Here is a 24,172-nt window from a genome sequence, read left to right on the forward strand (position 1 = left end):
TCAACTCATTAAGGATGAAACCTGGACTTGTATTTGTCATCTTTCTCCTTGCCTCCGCCAGCGCGTTTTGCCAATCTGCGGATACCGCGCCATCGACATCAAAAAAAATCAAGATCCTTTCGTGGAACATCTACATGCTTCCCGGCATTGTGAAAGTGAAGGGGCGCGAAGCCCGCGCGGCGGCGATCGGGAAAATTCTCAGTCAGAGCGACTATGATATTATTGTGTTCCAGGAGGCGTTCCACCAGCAGGCACGTCATCAGATCCATCGCTACCTCGACGCCGTTTATCCTTACCAGGCCGGGCCGGCCAACCGGAAACTACTTTCGTGCAGGACCAATAGCGGACTGTGGATCTTTAGTAAATATCCCATTACCGGTTCGCATGCGATCATTTTCAAGAACCGTTCAGGCATCGATGCATTTTCGCGGAAGGGCGGGCTACTCGCGGAGATCACCGTCGACCATCATCCGATTCAAATTGTAGGCACACACCTGCAAAGCTCGGGGCGCGATTGGATCCGGCATAGCCAGTGTGTTGAGTTTTATCATAAACTGCTGAAAGAATACGGCCGGCCCTATGTTCCTCAAATTATTTGTGGCGATTTCAACATCAACAAGAAGAACGAGGACGGCTATGGCCAGATGTTGCAAATACTGAAAGCTTCGGATGGCGAATTGTCGGGCAGCAATTTTTATTCATTCGATCCTTTGGAAAATGATTTGAAGAACAACGAAGGCGACCCGCCCCACCTGATCGACTATGTGTTGCTGCGCAACAATGAACAAGGCACGGTCACCTTTCTGAAGCGGGAGATCAAAACCATCCGTAAGCAATGGTGCCCGAAACACGCCGACCTTTCGGACCATTTTGCCCTGGAGGCCGAACTTTTGCTGGAGGACGGGAACCTGGTGCGGAAGTAATGATCAGGCGATCACATCTTTTTTAACTTTCCGGAACCCGTGGCCGTCAGGCGCACGATAGGGGGATTGCCCTTGTAGTTTACATCACCGATGGAATTGATGAACACATTGATCACTTGCGTGGCGTTCACATCGGTTTCAAATATGTTGGTGGAGTTCACGTAGGTGCTATCGGTCACCAGGTCGAAGGCCTCCACGCTGGTGGCGTTCACGTTGGCCACGTTGAAGAACGCCGCCGTGCCCGAAAATTTATACTTGCCCGTGTTGAGGGCGCTGAGGCCAAGGTAGTGGTTGATCTGGATATTTTGGAGGTTGGCGCTGCCGGCATGAATGTACATCACGAGCGTGTCGGCTACCAGGGGCGATGGGTTTTCTACGGTACAGGCATTGCAAGAGAGCAGGTTCAGGTTTCGGATGGCCACCGTCACCACGCCACCCGCCGCGTTGATGCTCAGCACACCGCCTGAAACATTGTACATCGATTCGCTGAGCGAAGTGGAGATCACCTGGTTTGTTGCGCCCGAAACCAATTTGAATTTGACCCCACCGTTGGACTGAATGGCGTTGAAGGGGCCCAGCCCTTTCGGTGCAAATTCCTGGGGATCGCCACAGCCCATGATGACCACGCCACTGAGGGCCGCAAAAACAAAAAAGACAATACGGTTCATATGGCTTGTGAATCGGTTATGCCGCCGGCATGTAACCCGCTTGAATCCATCCTAAACCGGCCTTTTCACTTGAGAATATAACAAATTCTTACATGCGTTTCCCCACGGAGCACTATATTGCCTTGAGGGCCTGAAACTACCCGGAATCCAAGGTCCGACCCTAATTCAAGACCGCATGAACAAAAGACACGTCCTCCTCCTGCTGTTGCCCTTCCTAACCACGATGGTGAGCGCCCAAAAGTCCGCGCCGCCCAAGCAGAAGAACATTATCTTCATTCTTGCCGACGATCATCGCTACGATGCCATGGGCTTCATGAAAAAAAACGACTGGGCCGAAACGCCCAACCTCGACCGGCTGGCGAGAGAGGGCAAGCATCTCAAAAACGCATTTGTATCGACCGCGCTTTGCTCGCCGAGCCGGGCCTCCATACTGACAGGGCAATATGCTCACAAGCACACCGTCGTAGACAATACCGCCCCCGAGCCCACCATCATTGAATACTTTCCACAACTGCTTCAAAAAGCAAACTATCAAACGGCCTTCTTTGGAAAGTGGCACATGGGCAACGACGACGACCATCCGCGCAAAGGCTTTCATCACTGGGAAGGGCTAAAGGGCCAGGGTGAATACTACAATCCCAGCCTGAACATCGACGGACAGCGGATCCAATTTAAAGATTCCACCTATGTAGCCGACCTATTGACCGATCACGCCATCGACTGGTTGAACAAGCGAAGCAAGGACAAACCCTTCTTTGTTTACTTGTCGCACAAGGGCGTGCATGCTCCCTTCCAGCCGGCCAAGCGGCACAACGACCGGTATAAAAACAAGCCCGTGCCCCTACCCCCATCCTACTCGCTCACGGCAACGGATGAATATAAAAAACACAACATCCCGGAATGGGTAAAAGAGCAGCGACACAGTTGGCATGGGGTGGACTATATGTATCACGGTCAAATCGATTTTGACACGTTCTACCGGAAGTATTTCGAAACGTTGCTCAGCGTCGACGAAAGCGTGGGCAAGGTGATGGACTATCTGAAAGCCAACGGCCTGGAAGAAAACACCATGGTGATCTACATGGGTGACAACGGATTTTCGTTTGGCGAACACGGCCTCATCGACAAACGGCATGCCTACGAGGAATCGATGCGCGTGCCGCTGCTGATAAAATATCCTGCCTTTGTTGCGGCCGGCTCCTCCACCGATGCCATGGTCCAGAATGTAGACATCGCTCCGACCCTGTTAGAGCTCGCCGGTATTCCGGTCCCCAAAGCCATGCAAGGCAAATCCTTTCTCGAAGTTTTGAAAGGGAATGCTACGCAGCACAAGGACCAAATTTTCTATGAATACTATTGGGAGTATGCCTTCCCCCAAACGCCCACGATGTTTTCCGTCCGCACCGAACAATACAAATACATCCACTACTATGGACTGTGGACGCAAAACGAGTTGTACGATTTGAAAAAAGATCCCAATGAAATGAACAATCTGATTGCCGATCCGGAATACCGCGAGCTCTCAAAACAGTTATCCACGCAATTGTTCGACTGGCTGGAGACTACCGGGGGCATGCAGATACCGTTGAAACGGAATGATGTGCCGAAGTTTGATAATAAAAATTCAAAGCAATACTAAAAAAGCATTTCGTTGTGCAAGGTTTGCACTAATTTTAGCGTTCACAGACTCATACGGAATGAACGCTATCCTGGAAAAAGCAACCTTCGATTTCTTAAAAAAACTTTCCGCCAACAACGACCGCGATTGGTTCAACGCGAACAAGCCGCAGTATGACCGGGTTAAAACAAATGTAGAGCAATTCATGGACGCGCTCATTGCTAAGATGAATACGCACGACCGGCTGGAAACGCTGTCGGTGAAGAAGAGTCTTTACCGGATCCACAATGATGTCAGGTTTGCCAAGGACAAGACACCTTACAATCCACGGTTCGCTGGTTATTTAAGACGGTCCAAGCCTCAGCTGCGGGGTGGGTATTACATCTGGATCGCCCCCGGTGTTACCCGGGTGGGCTGCGGATTTGCTTACCCCAACCCCGATGACTTGAGACGCATTCGTCTCGACATTTCGGCCAATCCCGGTGACTGGAGAAAGATGTTGCGCTCAAAAGCCATCACTTCCAATTTTGGTGAAATGATGGGAGAGCAAGTGAAAACAACACCGCGTGGTTTCTCTGCCGACGATCCGGCCGTCGATCTGTTGCGTTTTAAACAATATTGGTTCGAACGGCGCTTCACTGATCGCGAAGCATTGTCGCCCGATTTCTTGTTGCAGGTGAACAAAACGTTTAAAAGTATCCGGCCGTTTTTTGATTATATGAGCGATGTGTTGGGGACGGATTTAAATGGCGAACCGATACGCTAAGAATCCCCTCCTTTCTTCGTCACAAACGCGTGTATGGATTATCTTCAGGCCTTCGTATCACTCGCGACCGTCGATCTTTCTATTTTTCTCCAATCAAAATAGCCAAAGCAGGCCACGACAAAAAGAACGATGGTCAGCACTCCGTACAAGGGCAGCGACTTGTAAAACAGCAACGGAATGGCAAACGCATTGGAAATATTCAGCAGGATCCAGTTCTCCACTTTGCGCTTGGCCAGCAGCCACATCCCCGCCCAGGCCGTAGCACTTACCCAAGCATCCCAGGCCGGCACATTTGAAGGCGTGTACAGCTTCAGGACAAAATAAAGTAACACTCCTGCCCCGGCAACGATGGCAATCGTGATCTTCCAATCCGCGGCCGACGCATGCGTGATCCGCACGGGTGGCTCATTCTTTTTGGCGACCCAATACCACCAGCCGTAGATGCTCATGACGAGGTAGTACACATTTAAAAATGACTCGGCATACAGTTGTGCCTGGAAAAGGCCGTACACCGACAATATCGTAGCCCCAATGCCTGCGGGGTACAACCAGATCTTGTTTGCTTTTGCGAGCAACACCTCGGCGACACCCAAGATCAACACCGCCCACTGCGCTGCGTCTGCTTCCTTCAATTGTTGCTTAAAAAGGTCAAACCAGGCAAAAAGATCCATGAGAGATTATGAATTGATGCGGGCAAAAGTACGGTTTTATCGGGCTGGCTTTCTATAGTGCAGGGAAAAAATAACCGAGCAAAAAAAACGCATAGCTCCCCAAAAAACGGAGAGACTATGCGATGGGCTGAGTGAAATACTCGTGAATCTTTCTATTACATCGTTATGCTATTTTGCAAACACGGTCTTGAAACAATTCCAGGGCGTGTTCTCATCCTTGTTATATTTCGGATCGTCCTTTTTGGCGTAGTAGCCTTTCAGAAAACTCTCGGCATCCGACCAAACGGTCTGAACAATACCCTGGTAGTTCTCGCGTGTCTCTGGCGTGGCGTCTTTGCGGAAGGTAGCCATGTCGGCCACCTGGGCAACACCGACTTGTGGATTGCGCCACGGAGCGGTGGCTACACGCAATCCTTTCATGGCAAAGAGCACAGCCGTTTTGTCGGGGCGTTCATAGTGCCAGTCGCAGATCATGACGTCTTTGGGGATCATGTCGATAGCGCGGTAGGTGTTGTTGTAGCTCGCTTCCCACATGCCCATGCCGCTGGTCTTGCCATCGAGCAGTCGATCGCCCCAGATCCAGAGTTCGCGATTTTTTTGGGCCAGGTGATCGCGGAGCGTGCGCACTTCGCCCGCAAACAGTTCGGCCTTATCGCGGCCGCCACAGCGTGGGCATTTGTCGTCGCCAAGATAAAACACTTCATCCATGCCAGCGTGGAAGGCGTTGGTCTCGAAGGCATCGCAGATCTCGTCGATCAAAGAAAAGACCACGCCGTGAACCTCGGGATGGAGCGGGCAGTAGCTTTTGCAATAGAGGCCGTCGGCATTGGGCCATTCATATTTCTCGGGCATTTTCACATGGGGTGTTTCATCAAACTGCGGGTAGACGCGGAGGAGCGCATACACCGTACCGGCCCACGATTGATGGCCCAGCAGGTTGATCTGGGGAATGAGTCGTATGTTATGATCCTTGCAGGCCTTCACCAATTTCTTCACGTCTGCTTTCGACAAGGCGATGGAGTCGCGCAATTCGGGGTGCTTTTCAAATTGGTAGTTCCAATCTACGCGCAAGATGAGCACGTTGACCTGGCGCGGGGCGAGTTCTTCGTGTATGAATTTTACAAAGGCATCCACCCCGGCAGGCCTGGGGGCGGCAATACAAAATCCGCGCGTGGGAAATGTGGTGATGAGTTTAGGTTGGGCTATGAGCGGCAGACTGCCGAGCAGCAACCAGCCTAAAAGATAGAAGAGGCGTTGAGAACGATGCATAGGGAGTTAGGTTTAATCGTTGACTAAAACGAAGATACCAATAATGTGTCAATGCCCGCAGGCTTTGGTAGACACACACAAACACACTATGTATACCTTCAATATTGTCGTACGAATGGTAAAATAAAGAGATGAAGATCGCCGCTTTCAGGAAGTGTGATCTATACACTATGCGGCTTTGGAAAAATTACGATGTCGCAAAGTGCCCGCTATTCTGTCGGGTTCACACAGCGTCGCGTTTCGCGATCGGATGTAATTTTGATTTATCAAACAAAACAAAAACAGTCACCTAAAAAAAACAAAAACGTATGGAAACCTTATCGATTCAAAACACAAAATCCCCTTCGAAGGCCGTGCTCTGGACAGGTCGTATCATCAGTGGTCTGATCATCCTTTTCTTGCTGGCCGACTCCATCATGAAATTGATCCGCGAGTCGCACTATGTGGATGGCACCAAACAACTTGGATTTTCCGTCAGCCTGGTTCAACCCCTTGGCCTCGTATTGCTGCTCATCACTATCCTGTATATCATTCCCCGCACGGCGGTGATCGGCGCGGTGTTTCTCACGGCCTACTTTGGCGGTGCCGTGGCGATCATGATCCAGCAAGGGCAAGCGTTCGTGTTCCCCATCGCGTTTTGCACGCTGGCTTGGGTTGGTCTGCTTTGTCAGCAACCTGGACTGAAAGCCCTCTTGCAACAGAAAATAATGAACCGCTGATCGATCTAATGTCCTATGCGGAAGCCTGGTAAAACATTACCGGGCTTTTTGCTTGTGACGCCATTTGACCCAACAGAAACCGGGATGTCCCTGTTGATCGATCGGACTTCAAACCTTAACTTGTCATACTCCAACCTGACCCGTAAACGCTAAGACAGTCAAAATCCAAATACGCCGCCATGCCCAATACTAACCGAACCATGCCCCCTGGCACCATGATCCCCGTGTTGGCCTACGACGATCTTCATGTTGCCATTGAATGGCTTTCGCGGGTGTTTGGTTTTTCGGTGCGATGGATTGCCGGCGATCACCGGGCACAAATGAGTTTAGAGGGCGGAGCCATTGCCGTGACGCGACAACCCGGACCGCCACCGGACGGAAGCTTGTCCACCATTTCGATCATGGTCCGCGTTAGCGATGTGACCCAGCATTATGAACGCGCGCAGCAACAGGGCGCAAAAATATTGCACGCGCCGATCGATTTCCCCTATGGCGAAAGACAATACACCGTCGTTGACCTCAACGGCTACGTCTGGACCTTTTCACAATCCGTCCACGATATGATACCCGAAGATTGGGGTGGTCAAAGCGTGAACCTGTAGCATCAAACGTCCGAGGGTTCGTACACGTTTTGTCTTTTGAATTGGTTTGGGGTGACGCCGACCTCTTTTTTGAAGAGTCTTGAAAAATAAGGAGGGTTGTCGAAGCCCAGCGCGTAGGCAATTTCCGCCACGGTGGTGTCGGCACCCATCAGCAAGTTCTTTGCTTCGGAGATTAAAAAGATATGGATCAGTTCCAGGGCCGTCTTGCCGGTTTCCTGTTTTAATAAATCACTCAGGTAGCGCGAAGAAAGATTCAATTCCGACGCCATGAATTTTACCGTGGGCAATCCCTTTTGTTGCAAGTCGCCTTTCTCGAAATAGGCCGCCAAGATGTCGTTGAAACGGGAAACAATCCTGCCGGTGAGGGTGGCGCGGTTGATGAACTGGCGTTTGTAGAAACGCTGAGAATATTTCAGAATAGAATCGATGTGCGTGAGGATAATGTCCCTGCTGTACTCATCCTGGTTGTTGTGGTATTCCGTTTCGATTTTCCGGTAGAGCTCCCAGATCACCTGCTCTTCTTTTGGTGACAGGTAAAGCGCCTCGTTGGCTTCGTAGTCGAAGAAGCCGTACTTCTTTATCGCGGCATGCAATGCGTGGCCGTTCAACATGTCTTCGTGAAAGAACAAAAGGAAACCATTGTCTTCCAGGGCAATATCCCTCAATTCAATGACCTGCCTGGGTTTGACAAACGAAAGACACCCGTTGTCGTGATCGTATTTTGTACGGCCATAGCGGAAGGTCCCCGATTTTAGTTTCTTGAAGCCGATCATATAGAAGTCGGTCGTGAATGCATCTTGTCGCAACGTGCACGACGCATTGTGATCGCAAGTCACCATGCTCATCAACGGATTTTCGGGAAGCGGATAGCCGTTGGTGCGATGGAGTTCGCTAATGCTGCTGTAGTGTTTCATGAGGGAATAGATAAGGCAGCTGCGGCAAAACCGCAGCTGCCGTGAAGTATTTTACGGTAACAAAGCGCCGGGCATTTTAATTTACTTTCCGTGCGCTTTTTCGGCAACTTCTTTCCATTCGTCCCAGGTGGCCAGGCGGTCGGCATAGACCTGCTGCACCCAGGGATAGGCCACTTTGCCCAGGAAAAGGCGCAGCGGCGGGTTGGAGGCATCCACCAGCTTCAAAACGGCGTCGGTGGTAGCTTCGGGGATACCGAAACTATCTTCGGTGATGCCAGCCTGGAAAGCGGCTTTCACGCCGTCGTATGCCGGCAGGGATTGCGTGTGGAAAGCGGATGCTCCGCCCCAATCCGTTGAAAACCCGTTGGGTTCGATAAGGGAAACGTTGATGCCAAAGCCCTTCACTTCTGCGGCCAGCGTTTCGCTGAGGCCTTCGACCGCCCACTTTGAAGCATTGTAGAGACCCAGCACCGGCAATGCGGCGATGCCCAGCACACTCGATACTTGGATGATGTGACCGTGACCTTGTTCACGCATCACCGGCAATGCGGCTTGCGTTACCCAAAGCAATCCAAATACGTTTGTCTCGATCTGGTCGCGCGCTTCTTTTTCGGTGGTCTCTTCAACAGAGCCGAACAGTCCATAGCCGGCGTTGTTGATCACCACGTCGATGGAGCCGAAATGTTTTTTTGCTTTGGCAATTGCTTCAAAGCATTGTGCACGGTTGTTTACGTCCAGCGCCAACGTCAGCACGGATGCGCCATAGCGTTGCACCAGGTCTTTTACGGATTCTACATTTCTTGCTGTGGCCACCACTTTGTCGCCGCGTTTCAGAAATGCTTCGGCCCAAATTCTTCCAAATCCTTTGGAAGCGCCGGTAATAAAGATTGTCTTTGCCATTTGTTTTGGGAATTAAATTATAGGACAAAGCTATGGCGGGCGCGGGCGGAGGGTCTTATACGGAAAGCGGGAAAAATGATACGATTTTACTTCCCCGCAACCAAGACGGTTTACTAATGACCGTAGTTTTGGTCATTTTTAAATCGACAAACCGTATCAATTTTGGCCTGTTTATTATTTATATTTTGAATGCGTTGACCCTTGCGACCCCTTGAACGGTAAATAAGTTTTTGGTTATTATTTATACCTAAAAAGACGGAACCATGGAAAAAGCACAGTCAACACCCATGCAAACCCCACCACAAGTTGAATGGAACTTGCCCGAGGGCATTGAAAAGTTCAGCGAAAAACACCTATATCATGCCTACCGAACCGGTTTCAGTGAAGGTGAAGAGCAAGATGTTAAACTGTTTGAAAAGCAGATCCAGGACAACTCGCGGAAGGCAGCACTGGATACGCTTGCCGTAACCACCGCACTGGAGCAACTGGGAATCACCCCCATTTCTGCCCATTTGAAAATTTTATCGCGTTATGCGATGAAAGTTCTGATAACCGTTTCAAATGAAGACTTTGTAAAGGAGTCTTTTATTGACAGCTACAATAGGGTCAATGAAACTCAGGACAAAAGCAGAACCGATCTCTATTCAATAATCTTCACTTTTATAAATCGATCAGCCGAATTTGATATTGACCTTGTGCGGCTGGACGGTTACGTTAGTTCATATCGGCCATTAGAAAAAAATTAAATCAATGCCAGGACGTGCGCATGCTGCTCACAATGAAAAATTGTGCGACCTCCTATTGAAAGATGGAAATTTTGATGATTGGGTTGTAACCACTGCATTCTATGCTGCCATTCATTTTGTTGACCACCAAATTTTTCCTTTTGCAATAGATAAGGCGCCAAAGTTTGGCAGCTTCATCCAATACTTGAATAGAAAGTCTCCGCGCCAAGCACCTCATGACGTCAGAAGGGGTCTGGTTGCAACGTATCTACGCTCCTGCAGCGGTGCATTTAATTGGCTAATGGATAATTGTTTCAACGCAAGGTATAATCAATATACCCTTCCAGTAGATTACGCAAAACGCGCCGGAGGATGTCTAGATTCTATTAAAAAGGCATGCCCCAAACCTTAATGGCCTCCACAGTGCATCGTAAAAATCCGAAGACAAATGGCCCAACCAAAAGTTACCCTTTCCCCGTCAAAAACTTTTTCAAATCCGGGTGGTATTGTGATGTGAGAAATTCCGTGATGGTGAACTCTGCCAGCTTATGGATATAGAATGGGTCTTCCTGGATCAAGGCTTCAACATGTTCCTTCGACGGCGCCAGGGCCAGGATGATTCCGCCGGTGCGGGGAACCTTGCGGCCTGAAGCCACGAATACATTTTGCTTGTAATACTTTCGCAGGAAGGCAACATGATCGGCCATGTGCAGATCCAGTTGCTCGAGGGGCACGATATATTTCAGGTCGATGATGAACATAATACTTTTCCAGATGGTTTGGGATGGACTATAAAAAACAAAGGGATCGCGGCCCCTTGCCGTTATCCCAATGTTTCGTATTCGGTCTTAAAGTAAACAACTTTTGTAACCCAAACAAACTATACTGCTCACTCAGACCGCAAAGATTCTACCGGATTTGCGCGCGCCGATTGTATGGCCTGGAAGGAGATGGTCAGCAACGCCACCAATAGTGCGGCTACTCCGGCAAATCCAAATATCCACCACGACAAATTGATCTTGAAGGCAAACCCATTCAGCCATTGATGCATCAGGTAGGCGGCGATGGGCGTGGCCAACACAAAAGACACCAGCACGATCTTCACAAAGTCTTGCGACAACAGGCCGACAATGCTCGAGACCGTGGCACCCAACGCCTTGCGAATGCCGATCTCACGGGTGCGCTGTTCGGCGGAGAACATCACCAGCCCCAACAATCCCAGGCACGACACGATGATGGCCAGCACAGCAAAAGCGTTAGACAGTTTGGACATCACCTGCTCGTTGCGATACATGTCGTTGTAGTCTTCCTCCACAAACCGGAAAGTAAAAGGATAGTTGGGGTTGAGTTCCTTATACACTTTTTCCAGACCGGTCAGTACCTCCTTGGTCTTGCCCGCCTCCGTACGCACGAGAATGACGCCGAAGTATTCATACTCCTTTACATCGACAATCAACGGGCGGATGCGTTCGTGCAATGAATTAGTGTTATAGTCTTTCAGCACCCCGATGATGTGTCCCTTTTTCTTCCAGGCCGACACCCATTTGCCGATAGGATCTTTCATGCCCATTTCTTTTACGGCTTGTTCGTTGACCAGAAATGCGTCGGCAGAATCGGTGGCAAAGTCACGCGAAAAGTTGCGACCCTCTACCACGTGCAGGTCCATGAGTTTCACAAAATCGAATCCCACGGAGGTAGGTTTGAAGCCTACCATCTGTCCTTTCTCCCGGCCTTCCCACTTGATAGCACTTTCATCCTCCTCGGCCGTCTCGGCGGAGCCGTCGTTGTCGTCGACGAGGAATTTCATGGCATGGGGTGCTTCGCTGCTGCGATCGATCACCCGAACACCGGGAAGTTGCAAAGCGCTTTGTTTGAAGGCCTGGAACTTGTCGTATTTGGAGAGCTCACCTTCGATAGTGAAGTACAGCAGGTTCTCCCGGTTATAGCCGAGATTCATGTTTTGCATATAGCTGGTTTGCTGCGACACCACGATCGTGGCGATGAGCAACAAAATGGAAAGACCAAACTGGAACACGGCTAAGCCCTTTCTAAACCAGATCGCGTTTTGCGTGAACTGTACTGCGCCTTTCAAAACCCGCACCGGTTTCAGAGACGAAAGGAATAAGGCCGGATAGCTACCCGCCAATATTCCCGTGATCAATGCCAACACGATCAGCGTGGTCCAGGTAGGCAAACTGGTGATCGGTGCGACGAGATTCTTTCCCGTCACGTCATTAAACACCGGCAGTAGCACTTGCAACAAAAGCAACGACAGGGCCAGCGCGAAGAATGATAACAAAAGCGATTCGCCAAAAAACTGCCCGATGAGATAGAGCCGAGGCGAGCCGATAACCTTCCGGACGCCCACTTCCTTTGCGCGCTTCACCGAACGGGCCGTGGCCAGGTTCATGAAATTGATACAGGCAATCACCAGAATGAAGATGGCTACGCCACTGAAAATGCGCACGTATTCGATGCGACCTCCCGACTGCTTGCCGTTGACAAAATTTGATTTGAGGTATTGATCACGGTATGGCTGAAGGCCGATCTCTACCGAGTAGGGTTGATTCTTATCGAGGCGGGGTTGTACCAGCTTGTTGATCTTGGCGGCGACGTCTTCCGGATTGGCGCCAGCGGCCAACAGAACAGTGGCCTCCATGTTGTTCGACGACCACTCCATACCGCCTTTCATGTGCGCGTCCCAATTGGCCAGGAACTCAAACTTGCGCGAGCTTTGTGGTGTCAGGTCTTCAAAGACGGCCGTTACCTGGAAGTCGCGCTTATTCTCATAGCGCATACTTTTTCCGATCGCTTCTTCGGGGCTTCCAAAAAACAGGTTTGCCATCTTTCGCGAAATCGCCAGACCCTTCATATCCTGCAACGCCGTTTTGGGATCGCCGGCAATGACCGGGTAGCTGAACATGGTCAGAAAATCGTTGCTGGCCCGGGAGCCTTCCAACTTATAGATCTTGTCGCCCACCTGGAAGGTCTCCGCTTTACCCCATGGCATCGAGTAGCCCGTGGCGTAGTAGGCCGTTCCTTCTACCTCTGGGATCGCTTCCTTAGCGTCCTCGTAGAGAATGTGGACCGCACTGTCGTAGTAACGTCGCGGTGTGTTATAGACCGTCTCCACACCCGATGCGGACCGAACGGTCATGTAGACATTATAAAGCTGATCGCCTTTGGCGTGAAAGTTATCGACTGCTTTCTCGTCGGCCACCCAAAGAAAGATGGCCATGCAGCAGGTCATGCCGATGGCAAGGCCCGCGACATTAATGGCAGAAAACGCTTTGTGACGCAACACCTGGCGCAGGGCCACGGTGAAGTAATGTCCGATCATGTTCATAGGAAGTATAGGATAAGATGGTGATGATTTTCGTTTTATGGCAAAGGGCCTCATGAACCCCAGCACGTTGCGCACATAGTCGCGGCGGGCGGCGGCCACACCGTTGTGGCGGCATTGGAAGTAAAATTCTTCCAGCATATCGCCCTGCACTTCTTCCAGCAGCTCGGGAGCACAATACCAATGCAGCAGCCGCGTGGCCCAGCGGGGCGGCGAAGGCGGGATTTGAAAGTGGTTCACGCCGTAAAGGATTTGAGGTTGGAAGGCACAGCGCTCCACAGCGTGGCACGCACTTGTTGAATGTCCCGCAGGGTCGAGCTGCCGTAGGCCGTGATGCTAAAGATCCGTTTGCGTCGTCCACCACGTTCGGGTGTGGGGTCGCTCATTTTTGAAACGATCATGCCCTTTTCCTCCAGGCGCTGCAACGACGCATGGACTTGGTTGAGCCGCACCGAACGACCGGTTTGCTCCAATATTTCGTGCATGATGTTCACGCCATAGGCCGCGCCTTCCAGCACGGCCACGATCAGCAGCACGATCTCTTCAAATTCGCCGAGGTAGACTCTCTTCATGGGATAGCTATTAAATCCATTTTTGCTGATCAAATAGTCTGCCATAGAAAAAGGCCGAAATTTTAGCGGAAATCGACTTTTCGAATTGAAACGGACGCGGAGCTGTCCGGAATGGAAACACTGTCGTTCGGGGGCGATCGATGGGGATGTATCGCCGCCTGAACAGAATCCGTCCATCCTATATCAAATAGCGTTATTTTTGGAAGGCTTACTAACGCATATGAAAATGAACGCCGAAGAACTTCGCAACCTGCAGTCCCCCTTGAAAGATAAATATCGCGACCAACCCGAATCCGCCACGATCACGCTACGCGCTGAGGGGAAAATCGGTGAAGGTATTTCTTGCAAAGTGGAGACCGGGAAAGCTATTGTTGAAGCGGGTCTCCATCCAGCAACGGGTGGCGATGGTATGCTGGCATGTTCGGGCGACATGTTGTTGGAGGCATTGGTGGCTTGTGCGGGCGTAACGTTGCGAGCGGTTTCCACGGCGGTTGATATAGAGATCAATGGCGGGACCGTACGAGCCGAGGGCGATCTTGATTTTCGCGGAACGTTGGGAGTTTCAAAAGAAGCTTCTGTTGGCTTTAAAGCGATCAGGCTTTTGTTCCACCTGGACACAAAAGCCACGGCCGAACAAATTCAAACGCTGGCGAAATTGACCGAACGATATTGTGTGGTGTATCAAACCCTGGTGAAAGGCGTGCCGATAGAAAGTAGTTTTAATAAATTGTGACGAATGGAATTTCTCAACAGCCTTGCAGCAACATTCTGCGACTATCCCCTTGAGCATGCCTTCAAAAAAGTTTGACAAAGAATTCTTTCAAAGAAAAATAAGCGGCTTAACCAACGGGCAACTCCTTGCACTTTTACAGTTACGAGGCGATGCCAACGAAGCGCTCATGGTCCTGGCTGTGGGGGAGGCAACGAAAAGAAATATCGCCTTCAAGTTACCGGAGGCTCCCATAATGACCCAAGGCAACGCGCCAGCAAGTGATAAATCAAAACTTAAAAGGTGGAATTGGGGTGCATTTTTTCTCGCCCCCGTTTGGACCTGTGCGAACAAATTGGACATATGGACCATAGCTTTGTTCATCCCGCCAATTAATTTCGTCGTTTTGTTTTATCTCGGATTCAAGGGCAATCAACTCGCTTATGCGAAAAATACTTTAAATTCGGTTGATGACTTTATGCTTATACAACGACAATGGGCCAAGGAAGTCATACGCGTCATTTTGATCACCGCAATTTTTCAAATTTCTTTGGGACTTCTGATCGGACTTCTTACACATTTCACGTCTTGAGTAACCCTTCGCGGATTTACGTTTCCTTCAGAATAAAATAGTTCTAACGTTGTGTCGTAATTCACCTTATTAATTGTCGCATTCACAAAGCATTGAACCAAAGGGTTCCCTGTAACTTTGCGTTGTAAACACATACAACGATGAGAAAGGTAATCCTCTCCATGCAAATATCCCTCGATGGTTTTGCCGAAGGCCCGGGAGGCGACATGAGTTGGCTCTTCAAAGATGACAACGAGCAGTGGGAAGATCTCTTCGAGATGTTACAGACCGTTGATCTCTTCCTGCTGGGCGGCGGTATGTTCCCCGACTATCGGGCGTTTTGGAAACAAGCGTTGACCAATCCGCAATCGACAGCCAACCCGTTGGCGTATGCGAAACTGGCGGATAAAACAAAACATATCGTATTCTCCCATATCATGAAAGATCCCGGATGGGCGAACACGCAAATTGTGGGAGGCTCGGTGGCCGATGAGGTGGCCAAGATCAAGGCGATGCCAGGAAAAGATATTCAAGTGGTGGGTGGGGCGAAACTTGCTGCTGCGGTGATGGATGCGGGGTTGGTGGATGAATTCAGGTTGAGGATCAATCCGACGATTCTGGGTGGTGGGAAATCAATTTTCAGGGATCAGCATTGGCGGTATGGGTTGGAGTTGGTTGGGGTGAGGAGTTTGAAGTCGGGGGTTGTTATTGCGAGGTATCGGAGGAAGGGGTAGCCGTTGAATGTGTGTGTCGGCGAGTGACAGGGCACCGGTGAGGGGCTGGTCACGAATGTTGTTGGTGAAGAACACCAACAACGGCGGAGTGTTTTTATCTACACCGAAAGAGGTTGTTGGTGGGACACCAACAACAGGGCGGGCACCAAGATTGAGCGGCTGTCATCATTTGGGACGCGGTGAGTCGAATGGGCTGGCTTTGGAGATGACGGAGGGGCGTATTCGTAGTGGTATACCACGACTGTTGTTGGTGAAGAACACCAACAACGGCGATGTCATCAATGGTATGACGGCTATCATTCGTGGCGCATGGAATCGGAGGGGTTGGCGCGGGCGGCGCGGAGTGACTCCAGGGCTACTGTGGCAATTACGATTGCCATGATGATGAGGCTGATCACAACATAAAATCCCAGGCCCAGGGCGGCTTTGTAGACGAAGGTTTCCATCCAGAAGTGGATGGAGATGAAGGCTATGGGGATGCCAATGAGGAATGCGATGGCGGCCAGTTTTATGTAGCGTGATGTGAGCAGGAAGAGGATTTGTCCGGTGGATGCGCCCATGACTTTGCGGATGCCGATCTCTTTTACTTTTTGTTCGGCGGTGAAGGAGGCCAGGCCAAACAGGCCGAGACAGGCAATGAGGATGGCTACGGCCGACAAGTAGGTGATGATCTGTCCCATTTGGCGTTCGGTTTGATAGAGGCGGCCGAACTCTTCGTCCATAAACCAATATTGAAACGGTGTGGCCGGGTAAACTTGTTTCCAGGCTTGGATAAGGTGTTCGATCAGTTCGGGGATGTTGCCACCTTCCAGTTTCACATACATCATTTCGGACGCGGCGGATTTTGCGCCGATGGCTGCTGGGGCGATGGGTAGTCGCACGGATGCATAGTTGAAATCTTTTACCACACCGATCACTTTGTGTCGCGTAACGAGGCGCCCCATTCCTCCTTGCCTCTCGAAAAAGGTCACTTCCTCCGCTTCCAGTCCCAAAGCTTTTTCGGGGGTTATGCCCAATTCTTTCACTGCTTTTTCATTGAGCAAAATGGACGAACTATCGGCAGGATTATCGGCCGATAAGCCTCTACCGGCTACCAACTCCAGACCAAACAAGTTGCTGAAATCAAAGTCACCATCCAGTTGGTCCCAGGAGTAAATGGTTTGACTCAGCGCATCGAATTTCATGGATCGCTGCAGGTTGCTAAACGTCTCCCTGCGCGGTAAATGCGGGCCGGTTGAGATCTCTTTGACATGTGGATCTTGTTTGGCGAGTTGTTTATAGGCGGCCATCTTGTCGGCGGTGATTTTTCCCAGGCGCACCGTAACCACTTCGTCTTTGTGCTCGCTAAGTCGGGTATGATCAATAAAAGCGAGCTGGCGTTGGATGACGTAGGTGCCGGTGAGCAGGACTAGCGTGATGCATATTTGCAGGATGACCAGCACCTTTCTGAAATTTTCAGGGCCGCGACCGGTGACCAACGTACCCTTCAACGATTCTACCGGTCTGAAACCCGACAGATAAAAAGCGGGATAACTGCCGGCAAGTATGCCAACGGTGACAAACAATACCAGCAATAGATACAGCGTCTTGTTCTGGCCAACCACCAACAGGTCGAAATTTTTCAACGTCAACATATTGAATGTCGACAGAAACACGGCAAATAAAATCATGGCGAGCACCATGGCGATGCCCGTCATCAAAAATGACTCGCCCAGAAATTGTGTTACCAGCATGGCCTTGCTCACCCCTAATGTTTTGCGCAGGCCGACTTCTTTCGACCGGCGGATGCTCCGGGCGGTGGCCAGGTTCATGTAGTTGATGCAGGCCATCGCCAGGATGAGCAAGCCGATTGAACCGAAAATATACAGGTGCGTCTTGTCGCCTGGCGTGTCCAATTCAAATAAGAAACCCGTGGTAAAATGTACATCGTGTAGCGGTATCAATATCGGGTGTGTGGTCTTGGCAAATTCAAGATTCTTGTCAAAGATTTGCTGAAGCGTTTTCGATACTTTATTTAAGTCGGTGCCTGGCTCTACATTTATAAATGAGTACGAAAACGAATCCCTCCAGGAATTGATACGGTCTTCGTCGTTGCGTTTCCAGAGCGGGTTTAACGCGACACTGTTCACGATGAAATCGGGCTTGAAGTGTGTGTTGGAAGGAAAATCTTTCATCACGGCACCGACGGTGAACGAAAAGTTCATGCCGTCACGTGCATAGGTAATGGATTGTCCGATCGGGTCCTTGTCGCCAAAATAACGGCGAGCGGTTGTCTCGCTGACGATGACCTCTTGTGGGTTTCTCAAAACTTGCCCGGCGTCTCCGTTGCCGACCAGGGGCAGGGAAAAAATGTCAGTGAACGTGGAGTCGACCCAAAAGAATTGTTGTTCTACGTACACATTGTCGGGGTTGCCGGTCCACACATTTCCCGGCCAGCCGAACCGCGAAAACCGGGTGACGTGTTTCACCTCGGGCATCATCTCTTTTAGCGTAACGCTCCACAGCCCTGCGGCCCGCGAGTCCCTTCCCTCTTTGCCATCAAAACTCTTGAACGAATAGCTGATGCGATACGTGTTTGCTGCATCCGGATGAAACGTGTCGTATGTTGTTTCGTCCACGATGTAAAGCGCGATAAAGAGGAAGCTCGCCAGGCTCACCGCTAGTCCGCAAAGGTTTATGGCGGTAGACGATCGCGACCGGATCATGTTCCGGATGGCGATGGTAAAAAAATGTTTCAGTCGATCACGCAGCGGCAACGTCTGGTGAGGGTTCTTCTTGCGCGGCTGTGAGCGGTACAGGTTGGTGGCATCCAGCACATCGCGATAGTAATGCAGACGGGCTTTAAAGTGTCCCTCCTTCTCCATGCGCTGTTGAAACAACTCATAGAGATCACCCTCGATCTCCTCGATAAATTCGACATGACAAAACCATCGGAGAAGTCGCTTGGCCAGGGCCGGCGGTGTATGTTTCATTGCCGTGATGTTTAATTTTGTTGCAATAATATTTTAGGAAGCTGCGCCCACATTTGTTTGCGGATGGCCTGGGCATCGCGCAGCGCCTTGACGCCGGTGGCCGTTAAGGTGAACAGTCGCTTGCGCTTGCCACCCCGCACTTCTTCGGCCTCGCCGAACTGGGAGGAGAGATAGCCCTTGTCCTCCAAACGATGCAAAGCCGTATGCACGGCGCCGATGTTCACATTGCGCGTGGTCTGGTCTTCGATCTCCTGCCGGATGCTCACGCCATAGGCGCCATCGCGCAGGATGCCGACCGCCAACAAAACGATTTCCTCAAATTCGCCCAGGTAAGTTCCTTTCATATGATTCGAACGATGATATTACTTATAAATGTATATAATATTATGGAATTCCAAAAGCCCCCTCCGTGACCTCCCCCAACCTGGGACATACTGAGCATCCCAAGTCAGCGCAGGCTGAGCAAAATTGTTAAAAAATTCCTAACGCGTCGTTAAAAGGAAGCTTTCAAGGCGTGGGATATGTAACTTGGATTACACGTACACCCTGTTAACCCTAACTCCCCAAACATGGAAAAACCATTTCGCAAAATGTTCTTTAGTATTGCCCTTGTTTCCGGTTTTGCGTGGCAACCTTTTCAAAGCCACGGCCAAACTTCCGTCGACAAAAATTTAAAGATCAGCTCCTCCGGTCAATTGGAGATCACGCCATCAAAGTCATCGTCGTCCGAGGACTTCAACTGGTATTCCGGCAAATGGAAAATTCAAAACAAAAAGTTGAAGACGCGATTGAGCAACAGCAACGACTGGACAACCTTTGATGCGACCGACGAAGTTCACAGCATTCTGAATGGCACTGCCTTTATGAATTCCTACAAAAGCGCGGTCGACGGCAAACCATTCGAAGGATTGTCACTCACGTTGTTCAATGCAAAAACAAAATTGTGGAGCATCTATTGGGCAGATAGCCAGTCGGGTGTGATGGACGGCGCGCCCGTGGTAGGGTCGTTCGACGGACCCGTGGGGACGTTCTATTCCAAAGACATATACAATGGAAAGCCCATTCTTGTAAAAGCCCAATGGGACATCACGAATCCCGACAAAGCCGTTTGGAGTCAGGCATTCTCGGCCGACAACGGCAAGACCTGGGAATGGAACTGGCACATGTATGAAGAACGCCTCGCCGGCGATATAGGTCCAGCCCGCCGCAAGCTCCTGAATGCTGACCCCTCCATTCCTATACCCGCTCTGACATTCGACGCCAACGGTGAATTAAAACTTACGGCCTCGGCAACATCATCACCCCGCGATTTTGATTTCCTGGTGGGCCGGTGGAAAATGTATCACCGGAGATTGAACAAACGCCTGGAGAACTGCCAGGACTGGACCGAGTTCGAATCGACGGATGAAAATTTCAGAATACTAGGCGATGTCGGCAATACCGACACTTACTACACCACCGAAATGCCCGGCCCTGATGGAACCCGCGGCAGCGGCAAGCCCTTTGAAGGTGTGACCGTGCGGCTCTTCGACACAAAAACTAAATTGTGGAGTTTGTATTGGGTAGCCAGCAGCGTAGGCACGCTCGATCCGCCGACCGTGGGCTCGTTTGAAAACAACATCGGACATTTCTTTTGCAAGGACACCTACAAGGGGAAAGCCGTCATTGTGCTCTTTCGCTGGGATGTGCGCGACAAAGACAACCCGGTGTGGAGCCAGGCGTTCACCGCCGATAAAGGAAAGACCTGGGAATGGAATTGGTATAATGTCTCTGAACGCATCAAATAAAAAAAGCCTGATGCTACTCCTCCACTTCTCCCAACAAGGCGCAGGCGATGGATAGCTCACCCAAAAGCTTAAAGCATTCCTCCCAAAGAACACCCGCTTCGAGAACATCTACGATAACCGACGCTGTTCCCAGCACTGCAGCACAAAGAAGCAATACCCGGTTTCTGCCGTGCAGGTGACGCCACAGCATGAAACTGACAAACGCTCCCACGAATGCGCCGGCGATCACAGGAAGTTCGTTGATCAGGCGCGAGCGCATGTAATTGTGCGTAAAGTGGAAGACAATATGCTCTTTCATTCGCTCATGAAACATGAATCGCTCGTCGAGCGCGAGCACGAAAAAGAAAGCGGATATCAGAAACCAGGGGAACCCTCCCCGGCGCACGCCGACGATCAGGGCTGTCGTTGCCGAAACCACCAGCAACACACCCGAGAGCCATGTGCCAACGGAAAATTCTCCGGCAATGACCAACACGGGGTAGTAGTGATTAAAGGCGAGTGAAACGACCAGTACCAGAAGAAAGAAAACACAAAGCAGTCCCACCGCTTTGTTGCCAGACCGGCGGCTTTTCATGTGCAATCCACTTCACGGCCCCAGTCGATGATCTTCCACTCGCCCTTATCGTTGACGAACCACAGCGCTTCCGCCATCGTATCGCTGGCTGCACCCGAGAAGACACCGGAGACACAAGCCAGGTCCGGTATGGCATCGCCGTTGAGATCGGCAGTCCACACGCCACCGTGGCGAGTCAAGGTGCAGGAAGGAAAGGACGTACTCTTGTATGCGATGTATATTCCTAAAATGTCACTCTCAGCAAGATCGGTGGAACACGCAAACTCGCTTTGGGGCAGACTGGAAATGCAACCGTATTCTTCGGAAAGTTTCACCTCCACAGAAACAAGATATGCGGGCACGATACCCTTTTCGGTCAAAAACAATGCGGGTATCCGGCCATCGAATTCATGAATGAGCGAGCCAACCCCGTTCACTTCATGCGCTGATCCTTCATAGGCGTTGAGTGGCGGACCAAATGTTACGTGAGCGCGGGCTTGCTTATAGTAAAACATCGACTTTAGTAAGTAGCTCGTGTTCTCCGTGATGCCGGCAACAAAACGGGTCTCCGGATTTCCGCTGGGATCGGCAAACCCCGCGCCTTCGGGTGCGGGTCTTTTAGAAACAAAGGGGGCGCCTCCCAGAAAGAAAAAGCCGTTGTGTTCGAAAGCCTGTGAAGCTTTTACTTCGGGAAGTCTCAGCAGCGATGAGTCGTCGGGCTCCGGTACGCGCGTCAGCTGAAACAGGTCCGGGCAGCCGTCTAGTTTTGGTAAGCCGTCGCTCAATGAATTTTGATAGGCGAGTATGCCCTCGTACGCTTTCCCTACGGCCGACTTGATGAGCTCACCATTGTTTGGATCTTTTTCAATACCGTTCATGCCAACGGCTTCGTAAAGGCTGTCTTTAACCCTTATGGATTGTCCAAATAAGGCTTCCACATCCGACAACATCGGAAGGGTCTCAAGGGACGCCAACACTTCATCCCTAACGGCGCCGCCGTATCTGATTTCCACGCGAGGCATCGCTTCGGGTTCTGCCGCTTCTACTGCCGGAACCGTGGCCACGCTGTCGACCGCGGATTCTTGTGTTGTTGTTTTAGGGGTGCAGCCCGTCACAGCGAGCATACACAGGCTGACGGCTATCGGGTTTAGGAGGTGTTTCATAGGAGGGTTTGGGAGGTGAATAAACACGAAATACACAAACAAAGCAAGTCCCTTGCCGTTGTGCCGGGAGCAAAAATTTATTTTAACAATTCCATAATCACTTTCGCCCCGCCACCCTGTATCTTGTTGCATGATTTTGAAAACCTATATTCTCAGTCTTTCCTTCTGTCTTTGTTTTGTTTTCGCTATCGGGCAGACTACTTTCCAGGTCGTGCCACTTGGTGTGAAGGGCGGCAGCGACGAAAGCAACTTGTCGGCGTACCTGGTGGGAGCGGCCGGCGCCAATACCTATGTCTGCCTGGACGCGGGCACTGTGCATGCCGGTCTTGAAAAAGCCGTTGCCGCGGGAGCATTGAAAGGCAATGTCACCACACTGCTCAAAGAAAATATCAAAGGATACCTGATCTCTCATCCCCATCTCGACCACGTGGCGGGCCTCATCATCAACTCGCCCGACGATTCACCAAAACCCATTTATGGTTTACCGTTTTGTCTGGACGTGATCAAAGAGAAATATTTCAGCTGGAAAAGCTGGGCAAACTTTGGGAATGAGGGAGAGAAGCCGATGCTGAACAAATATCGTTACACCCCGCTTGTCTCCGGGCAAGTCGTAGCACTGGAACAGACCACGTTGCGGGTGCAGGCTTTTGAACTGAGTCACTCTTCACCGGGCCAAAGCACTGCGTTTTTGATTGAGCAAAATGGCGATTACCTTCTATACCTGGGCGATACCGGCGCCGACGAAGTGGAGCTGTCGAACAAACTCGCCGCCCTGTGGCAACAGGTCGGCGGGCTGATCAAAACAAAAAAATTAAAGGCCATCTTCATCGAGGTTTCCTTTTCAAATGAACAACCCACAAAATCATTGTTCGGCCACCTGACACCGGCGTTACTCATGAAGGAACTGGCATCCCTTGACAAAGCCTCCAGCAACACCATCGCGGGTTTGCCCGTGGTGATCACGCACATGAAGCCGTTGGACGACCGCGAGGAAAAAATCAAAGCCCAACTAAATTCATTGAACACGCTGGGGGTTAGGCTGGTGTTTCCGGTGCAGGGGGAGCTCATGAAATTTTGAATCTATACCTATTCCGCTTTGCCGATGTTATGATGAAAGCTCATCACGGGCACGGTCATAACTGTATCACCCTATCCCGCTGAAAACTGAAATGCTCCCCATACTCGACATACCCCAACTGATTTGTGGTTAATGTAGTCGTGCCGATCTTGAAGTCGGCGACCGCGGAATGATTGTGACCATAGATCCAATAGTCAACCGCAGAATTTTCGATGAACTCAAAGAGCTCGACCGCAAAGGCTGAGTTGAGTTCGCTGTGCCGGTATTTTTCCGGGTAACGAAAGAGCGTGGGCACATGGTGCGATACTACGATGGTCGGTTGCTCCATCCCGGTTTGAAGTTCGTGCGAAAGAAAATCACGACAGGCATCGTGAAGCTTGTTGTAGTCCGGCACAACTATTTTTTTATCGCCGTTTCGGATCAAATGAAAATCCGCCATCGTTTTTTGGATCACCCACTCCCGGGTCGGATCGATCTTCGACCACAACGTTGAAAAGACCAGACGAACATTCTTGTACCGGACGGAAACGTTATTGACGAGCGACACGTTTTTTCTTATCCTTTCATTCACCACGCCGGTCCGATGAAGGATATCGGAGCGGTAGTATTCATGATTGCCGGCCACCCAATAGACCTGCTCAAAATTTCCGGATACAAAATCGAAGAACGCTTTCTCGTTTTCCATTACGGCAAAAGGAACAATGTCGCCCGCCAACAAAAGAATTTCTCCCTTGGGTTTGATGGGGTTGGCTTCCAGGTATTTTTTATTTACCGGGAACTCGAGGTGCAGGTCGGAGCAGTATTGGAGGGTCATGGAACAAAGATACCGGATGGGGCGCGATTGCCAAGGTTGGAGCCGGGAGTCGGAATTCAGGAGCTAGAAGCCAGGAGCCAGAAGCCAGAAGCCAGGAGTCA

At 50.7% G+C, this 24,172-nt stretch carries 24 protein-coding genes; 11 read left to right on the forward strand and 13 right to left on the reverse strand.

Going from position 1 to position 24,172, the window contains the following annotated elements:
• Positions 1 to 14: 14 nt before the first annotated feature.
• Positions 15 to 923 carry a sphingomyelin phosphodiesterase gene (locus tag BUB30_RS09650; protein WP_073133139.1) on the forward strand — a complete coding sequence of 303 codons (909 nt, stop codon included), beginning with the start codon at positions 15 to 17 and terminating at the stop codon, positions 921 to 923.
• Between the two features lie 11 nt (positions 924 to 934).
• On the opposite strand, the gene BUB30_RS09655 is transcribed toward BUB30_RS09650, so the two are convergent.
• A complete protein-coding gene (locus BUB30_RS09655; RefSeq protein ID WP_073133141.1) occupies positions 935 to 1,591 on the reverse strand; it encodes a GIN domain-containing protein in 657 nt (218 codons plus the stop codon).
• Between the two features lie 175 nt (positions 1,592 to 1,766).
• Here BUB30_RS09655 and BUB30_RS09660 point away from each other — a divergent pair, with 175 nt between their 5' ends.
• Together BUB30_RS09660 and BUB30_RS09665 are read left to right on the forward strand one after the other, a co-directional pair.
• A complete protein-coding gene (locus BUB30_RS09660; RefSeq protein ID WP_073133143.1) occupies positions 1,767 to 3,230 on the forward strand; it encodes a sulfatase family protein in 1,464 nt (487 codons plus the stop codon).
• A gap of 58 nt (positions 3,231 to 3,288) precedes the next feature.
• Positions 3,289 to 3,975: a DUF2461 domain-containing protein gene (locus BUB30_RS09665; protein WP_073133144.1), complete on the forward strand. Its 687-nt coding sequence runs from the start codon at positions 3,289 to 3,291 to the stop codon at positions 3,973 to 3,975.
• 44 nt (positions 3,976 to 4,019) lie between these two features.
• Here the strand turns inward: BUB30_RS09665 and pnuC are convergent, their stop codons facing one another.
• Together pnuC and BUB30_RS09675 are read right to left on the reverse strand one after the other, a co-directional pair.
• Complete coding sequence (gene pnuC, locus BUB30_RS09670) at positions 4,020 to 4,646, reverse strand: nicotinamide riboside transporter PnuC (protein ID WP_073133146.1); 627 nt, start codon at positions 4,644 to 4,646, stop codon at positions 4,020 to 4,022.
• Between the two features lie 168 nt (positions 4,647 to 4,814).
• Positions 4,815 to 5,915: a family 20 glycosylhydrolase gene (locus tag BUB30_RS09675; protein WP_073133148.1), complete on the reverse strand. Its 1,101-nt coding sequence runs from the start codon at positions 5,913 to 5,915 to the stop codon at positions 4,815 to 4,817.
• A gap of 308 nt (positions 5,916 to 6,223) precedes the next feature.
• Between BUB30_RS09675 and BUB30_RS09680 the strand changes: the two genes are divergently transcribed.
• Positions 6,224 to 6,634, forward strand: a complete 411-nt coding sequence (locus BUB30_RS09680; RefSeq protein ID WP_073133150.1) for a DoxX family protein — start codon at positions 6,224 to 6,226, stop codon at positions 6,632 to 6,634.
• A gap of 179 nt (positions 6,635 to 6,813) precedes the next feature.
• A complete protein-coding gene (locus BUB30_RS09685; RefSeq protein WP_073133152.1) occupies positions 6,814 to 7,236 on the forward strand; it encodes a VOC family protein in 423 nt (140 codons plus the stop codon).
• A gap of 2 nt (positions 7,237 to 7,238) precedes the next feature.
• Here BUB30_RS09685 and BUB30_RS09690 read toward each other — a convergent pair whose 3' ends face one another.
• Positions 7,239 to 8,150 carry a helix-turn-helix domain-containing protein gene (locus tag BUB30_RS09690; protein WP_073133154.1) on the reverse strand — a complete coding sequence of 304 codons (912 nt, stop codon included), beginning with the start codon at positions 8,148 to 8,150 and terminating at the stop codon, positions 7,239 to 7,241.
• A gap of 81 nt (positions 8,151 to 8,231) precedes the next feature.
• Positions 8,232 to 9,050 (reverse strand): SDR family NAD(P)-dependent oxidoreductase, encoded by an 819-nt coding sequence (locus tag BUB30_RS09695; RefSeq protein WP_073133156.1) that lies wholly within the window; start codon positions 9,048 to 9,050, stop codon positions 8,232 to 8,234.
• Positions 9,051 to 9,313: 263 nt separating this feature from the next.
• Between BUB30_RS09695 and BUB30_RS09705 the strand changes: the two genes are divergently transcribed.
• A complete protein-coding gene (locus BUB30_RS09705) occupies positions 9,314 to 9,796 on the forward strand; it encodes a hypothetical protein (RefSeq protein ID WP_073133160.1) in 483 nt (160 codons plus the stop codon).
• A 443-nt stretch (positions 9,797 to 10,239) separates the two neighbouring features.
• Here BUB30_RS09705 and BUB30_RS09710 read toward each other — a convergent pair whose 3' ends face one another.
• The 3 genes from BUB30_RS09710 to BUB30_RS09720 form a co-directional block, all read right to left on the reverse strand.
• A complete protein-coding gene (locus tag BUB30_RS09710; RefSeq protein ID WP_073133162.1) occupies positions 10,240 to 10,536 on the reverse strand; it encodes a YciI family protein in 297 nt (98 codons plus the stop codon).
• A gap of 128 nt (positions 10,537 to 10,664) precedes the next feature.
• Positions 10,665 to 13,358 carry an ABC transporter permease gene (locus BUB30_RS09715; RefSeq protein ID WP_245804056.1) on the reverse strand — a complete coding sequence of 898 codons (2,694 nt, stop codon included), beginning with the start codon at positions 13,356 to 13,358 and terminating at the stop codon, positions 10,665 to 10,667.
• Entirely contained in the window at positions 13,355 to 13,690 is a 336-nt protein-coding gene (locus tag BUB30_RS09720) for a PadR family transcriptional regulator (protein ID WP_073135017.1), read from the reverse strand. The genes BUB30_RS09715 and BUB30_RS09720 overlap by 4 nt, the downstream gene beginning before the upstream one ends.
• A gap of 226 nt (positions 13,691 to 13,916) precedes the next feature.
• On the opposite strand from BUB30_RS09720, the gene BUB30_RS09725 reads away from it, so the two are divergent.
• The 3 genes from BUB30_RS09725 to BUB30_RS09735 all read left to right on the forward strand — a co-directional run bounded on the left by BUB30_RS09725 (position 13,917) and on the right by BUB30_RS09735 (position 15,704).
• The gene (locus BUB30_RS09725; protein ID WP_073135019.1) at positions 13,917 to 14,423 is read left to right on the forward strand and encodes an OsmC family protein; all 507 of its coding nucleotides are present in this window, start codon (positions 13,917 to 13,919) and stop codon (positions 14,421 to 14,423) included.
• Between the two features lie 55 nt (positions 14,424 to 14,478).
• On the forward strand, positions 14,479 to 14,991 hold the full coding sequence (locus tag BUB30_RS09730) for a hypothetical protein (RefSeq protein WP_084137995.1): 513 nt from the start codon (positions 14,479 to 14,481) through the stop codon (positions 14,989 to 14,991).
• Positions 14,992 to 15,131: 140 nt separating this feature from the next.
• A complete protein-coding gene (locus BUB30_RS09735) occupies positions 15,132 to 15,704 on the forward strand; it encodes a dihydrofolate reductase family protein (RefSeq protein WP_073133164.1) in 573 nt (190 codons plus the stop codon).
• A gap of 296 nt (positions 15,705 to 16,000) precedes the next feature.
• Here BUB30_RS09735 and BUB30_RS09740 read toward each other — a convergent pair whose 3' ends face one another.
• On the reverse strand, positions 16,001 to 18,676 hold the full coding sequence (locus tag BUB30_RS09740) for an ABC transporter permease (RefSeq protein ID WP_073133165.1): 2,676 nt from the start codon (positions 18,674 to 18,676) through the stop codon (positions 16,001 to 16,003).
• 11 nt (positions 18,677 to 18,687) lie between these two features.
• Positions 18,688 to 19,020, reverse strand: coding sequence for a PadR family transcriptional regulator (locus tag BUB30_RS09745; protein WP_073133167.1), 333 nt, complete (start codon positions 19,018 to 19,020; stop codon positions 18,688 to 18,690).
• Between the two features lie 225 nt (positions 19,021 to 19,245).
• On the opposite strand from BUB30_RS09745, the gene BUB30_RS35435 reads away from it, so the two are divergent.
• Complete coding sequence (locus tag BUB30_RS35435; RefSeq protein ID WP_221408684.1) at positions 19,246 to 20,463, forward strand: hypothetical protein; 1,218 nt, start codon at positions 19,246 to 19,248, stop codon at positions 20,461 to 20,463.
• Positions 20,464 to 20,476: 13 nt separating this feature from the next.
• Here BUB30_RS35435 and BUB30_RS09755 read toward each other — a convergent pair whose 3' ends face one another.
• Both BUB30_RS09755 and BUB30_RS09760 read right to left on the reverse strand, forming a co-directional pair.
• Positions 20,477 to 21,037, reverse strand: a complete 561-nt coding sequence (locus BUB30_RS09755) for a hypothetical protein (protein ID WP_073133169.1) — start codon at positions 21,035 to 21,037, stop codon at positions 20,477 to 20,479.
• Entirely contained in the window at positions 21,034 to 22,179 is a 1,146-nt protein-coding gene (locus BUB30_RS09760) for a hypothetical protein (RefSeq protein ID WP_143164841.1), read from the reverse strand. The genes BUB30_RS09755 and BUB30_RS09760 overlap by 4 nt, the downstream gene beginning before the upstream one ends.
• 130 nt (positions 22,180 to 22,309) lie before the next feature.
• Between BUB30_RS09760 and BUB30_RS09765 the strand changes: the two genes are divergently transcribed.
• Positions 22,310 to 23,257 (forward strand): MBL fold metallo-hydrolase, encoded by a 948-nt coding sequence (locus tag BUB30_RS09765; RefSeq protein ID WP_221408685.1) that lies wholly within the window; start codon positions 22,310 to 22,312, stop codon positions 23,255 to 23,257.
• A gap of 55 nt (positions 23,258 to 23,312) precedes the next feature.
• Here the strand turns inward: BUB30_RS09765 and BUB30_RS09770 are convergent, their stop codons facing one another.
• A complete protein-coding gene (locus BUB30_RS09770) occupies positions 23,313 to 24,071 on the reverse strand; it encodes a metallophosphoesterase (protein WP_073133173.1) in 759 nt (252 codons plus the stop codon).
• Between the last annotated feature and the right edge of the window lie 101 nt (positions 24,072 to 24,172).

This window comes from Chryseolinea serpens (assembly GCF_900129725.1).
GTDB classification, from domain to species: Bacteria; Bacteroidota; Bacteroidia; order Cytophagales; family Cyclobacteriaceae; genus Chryseolinea; species Chryseolinea serpens.

Excerpts from the sequence above, each read along its gene's own strand:
- BUB30_RS09755 (WP_073133169.1), bottom strand. The coding sequence starts at position 21,037 with ATGAAAAGCCGCCGGTCTGGCAACAAAGCGGTGGGACTGCTTTGTGTT.
- BUB30_RS09655 (WP_073133141.1), bottom strand. The coding sequence starts at position 1,591 with ATGAACCGTATTGTCTTTTTTGTTTTTGCGGCCCTCAGTGGCGTGGTC.
- BUB30_RS09760 (WP_143164841.1), bottom strand. The coding sequence starts at position 22,179 with ATGAAACACCTCCTAAACCCGATAGCCGTCAGCCTGTGTATGCTCGCT.
- BUB30_RS09725 (WP_073135019.1), top strand. The coding sequence starts at position 13,917 with ATGAACGCCGAAGAACTTCGCAACCTGCAGTCCCCCTTGAAAGATAAA.
- BUB30_RS09770 (WP_073133173.1), bottom strand. The coding sequence starts at position 24,071 with ATGACCCTCCAATACTGCTCCGACCTGCACCTCGAGTTCCCGGTAAAT.
- BUB30_RS09665 (WP_073133144.1), top strand. The coding sequence starts at position 3,289 with ATGAACGCTATCCTGGAAAAAGCAACCTTCGATTTCTTAAAAAAACTT.
- BUB30_RS09745 (WP_073133167.1), bottom strand. The coding sequence starts at position 19,020 with ATGAAAGGAACTTACCTGGGCGAATTTGAGGAAATCGTTTTGTTGGCG.
- BUB30_RS09765 (WP_221408685.1), top strand. The coding sequence starts at position 22,310 with ATGATTTTGAAAACCTATATTCTCAGTCTTTCCTTCTGTCTTTGTTTT.
- BUB30_RS09685 (WP_073133152.1), top strand. The coding sequence starts at position 6,814 with ATGCCCAATACTAACCGAACCATGCCCCCTGGCACCATGATCCCCGTG.
- BUB30_RS09690 (WP_073133154.1), bottom strand. The coding sequence starts at position 8,150 with ATGAAACACTACAGCAGCATTAGCGAACTCCATCGCACCAACGGCTAT.
- BUB30_RS09705 (WP_073133160.1), top strand. The coding sequence starts at position 9,314 with ATGGAAAAAGCACAGTCAACACCCATGCAAACCCCACCACAAGTTGAA.
- BUB30_RS09675 (WP_073133148.1), bottom strand. The coding sequence starts at position 5,915 with ATGCATCGTTCTCAACGCCTCTTCTATCTTTTAGGCTGGTTGCTGCTC.
- BUB30_RS09695 (WP_073133156.1), bottom strand. The coding sequence starts at position 9,050 with ATGGCAAAGACAATCTTTATTACCGGCGCTTCCAAAGGATTTGGAAGA.
- pnuC (WP_073133146.1), bottom strand. The coding sequence starts at position 4,646 with ATGGATCTTTTTGCCTGGTTTGACCTTTTTAAGCAACAATTGAAGGAA.
- BUB30_RS09680 (WP_073133150.1), top strand. The coding sequence starts at position 6,224 with ATGGAAACCTTATCGATTCAAAACACAAAATCCCCTTCGAAGGCCGTG.
- BUB30_RS09730 (WP_084137995.1), top strand. The coding sequence starts at position 14,479 with ATGCCTTCAAAAAAGTTTGACAAAGAATTCTTTCAAAGAAAAATAAGC.
- BUB30_RS09710 (WP_073133162.1), bottom strand. The coding sequence starts at position 10,536 with ATGTTCATCATCGACCTGAAATATATCGTGCCCCTCGAGCAACTGGAT.
- BUB30_RS09660 (WP_073133143.1), top strand. The coding sequence starts at position 1,767 with ATGAACAAAAGACACGTCCTCCTCCTGCTGTTGCCCTTCCTAACCACG.
- BUB30_RS09735 (WP_073133164.1), top strand. The coding sequence starts at position 15,132 with ATGAGAAAGGTAATCCTCTCCATGCAAATATCCCTCGATGGTTTTGCC.
- BUB30_RS35435 (WP_221408684.1), top strand. The coding sequence starts at position 19,246 with ATGGAAAAACCATTTCGCAAAATGTTCTTTAGTATTGCCCTTGTTTCC.
- BUB30_RS09720 (WP_073135017.1), bottom strand. The coding sequence starts at position 13,690 with ATGAAGAGAGTCTACCTCGGCGAATTTGAAGAGATCGTGCTGCTGATC.
- BUB30_RS09650 (WP_073133139.1), top strand. The coding sequence starts at position 15 with ATGAAACCTGGACTTGTATTTGTCATCTTTCTCCTTGCCTCCGCCAGC.
- BUB30_RS09740 (WP_073133165.1), bottom strand. The coding sequence starts at position 18,676 with ATGAAACATACACCGCCGGCCCTGGCCAAGCGACTTCTCCGATGGTTT.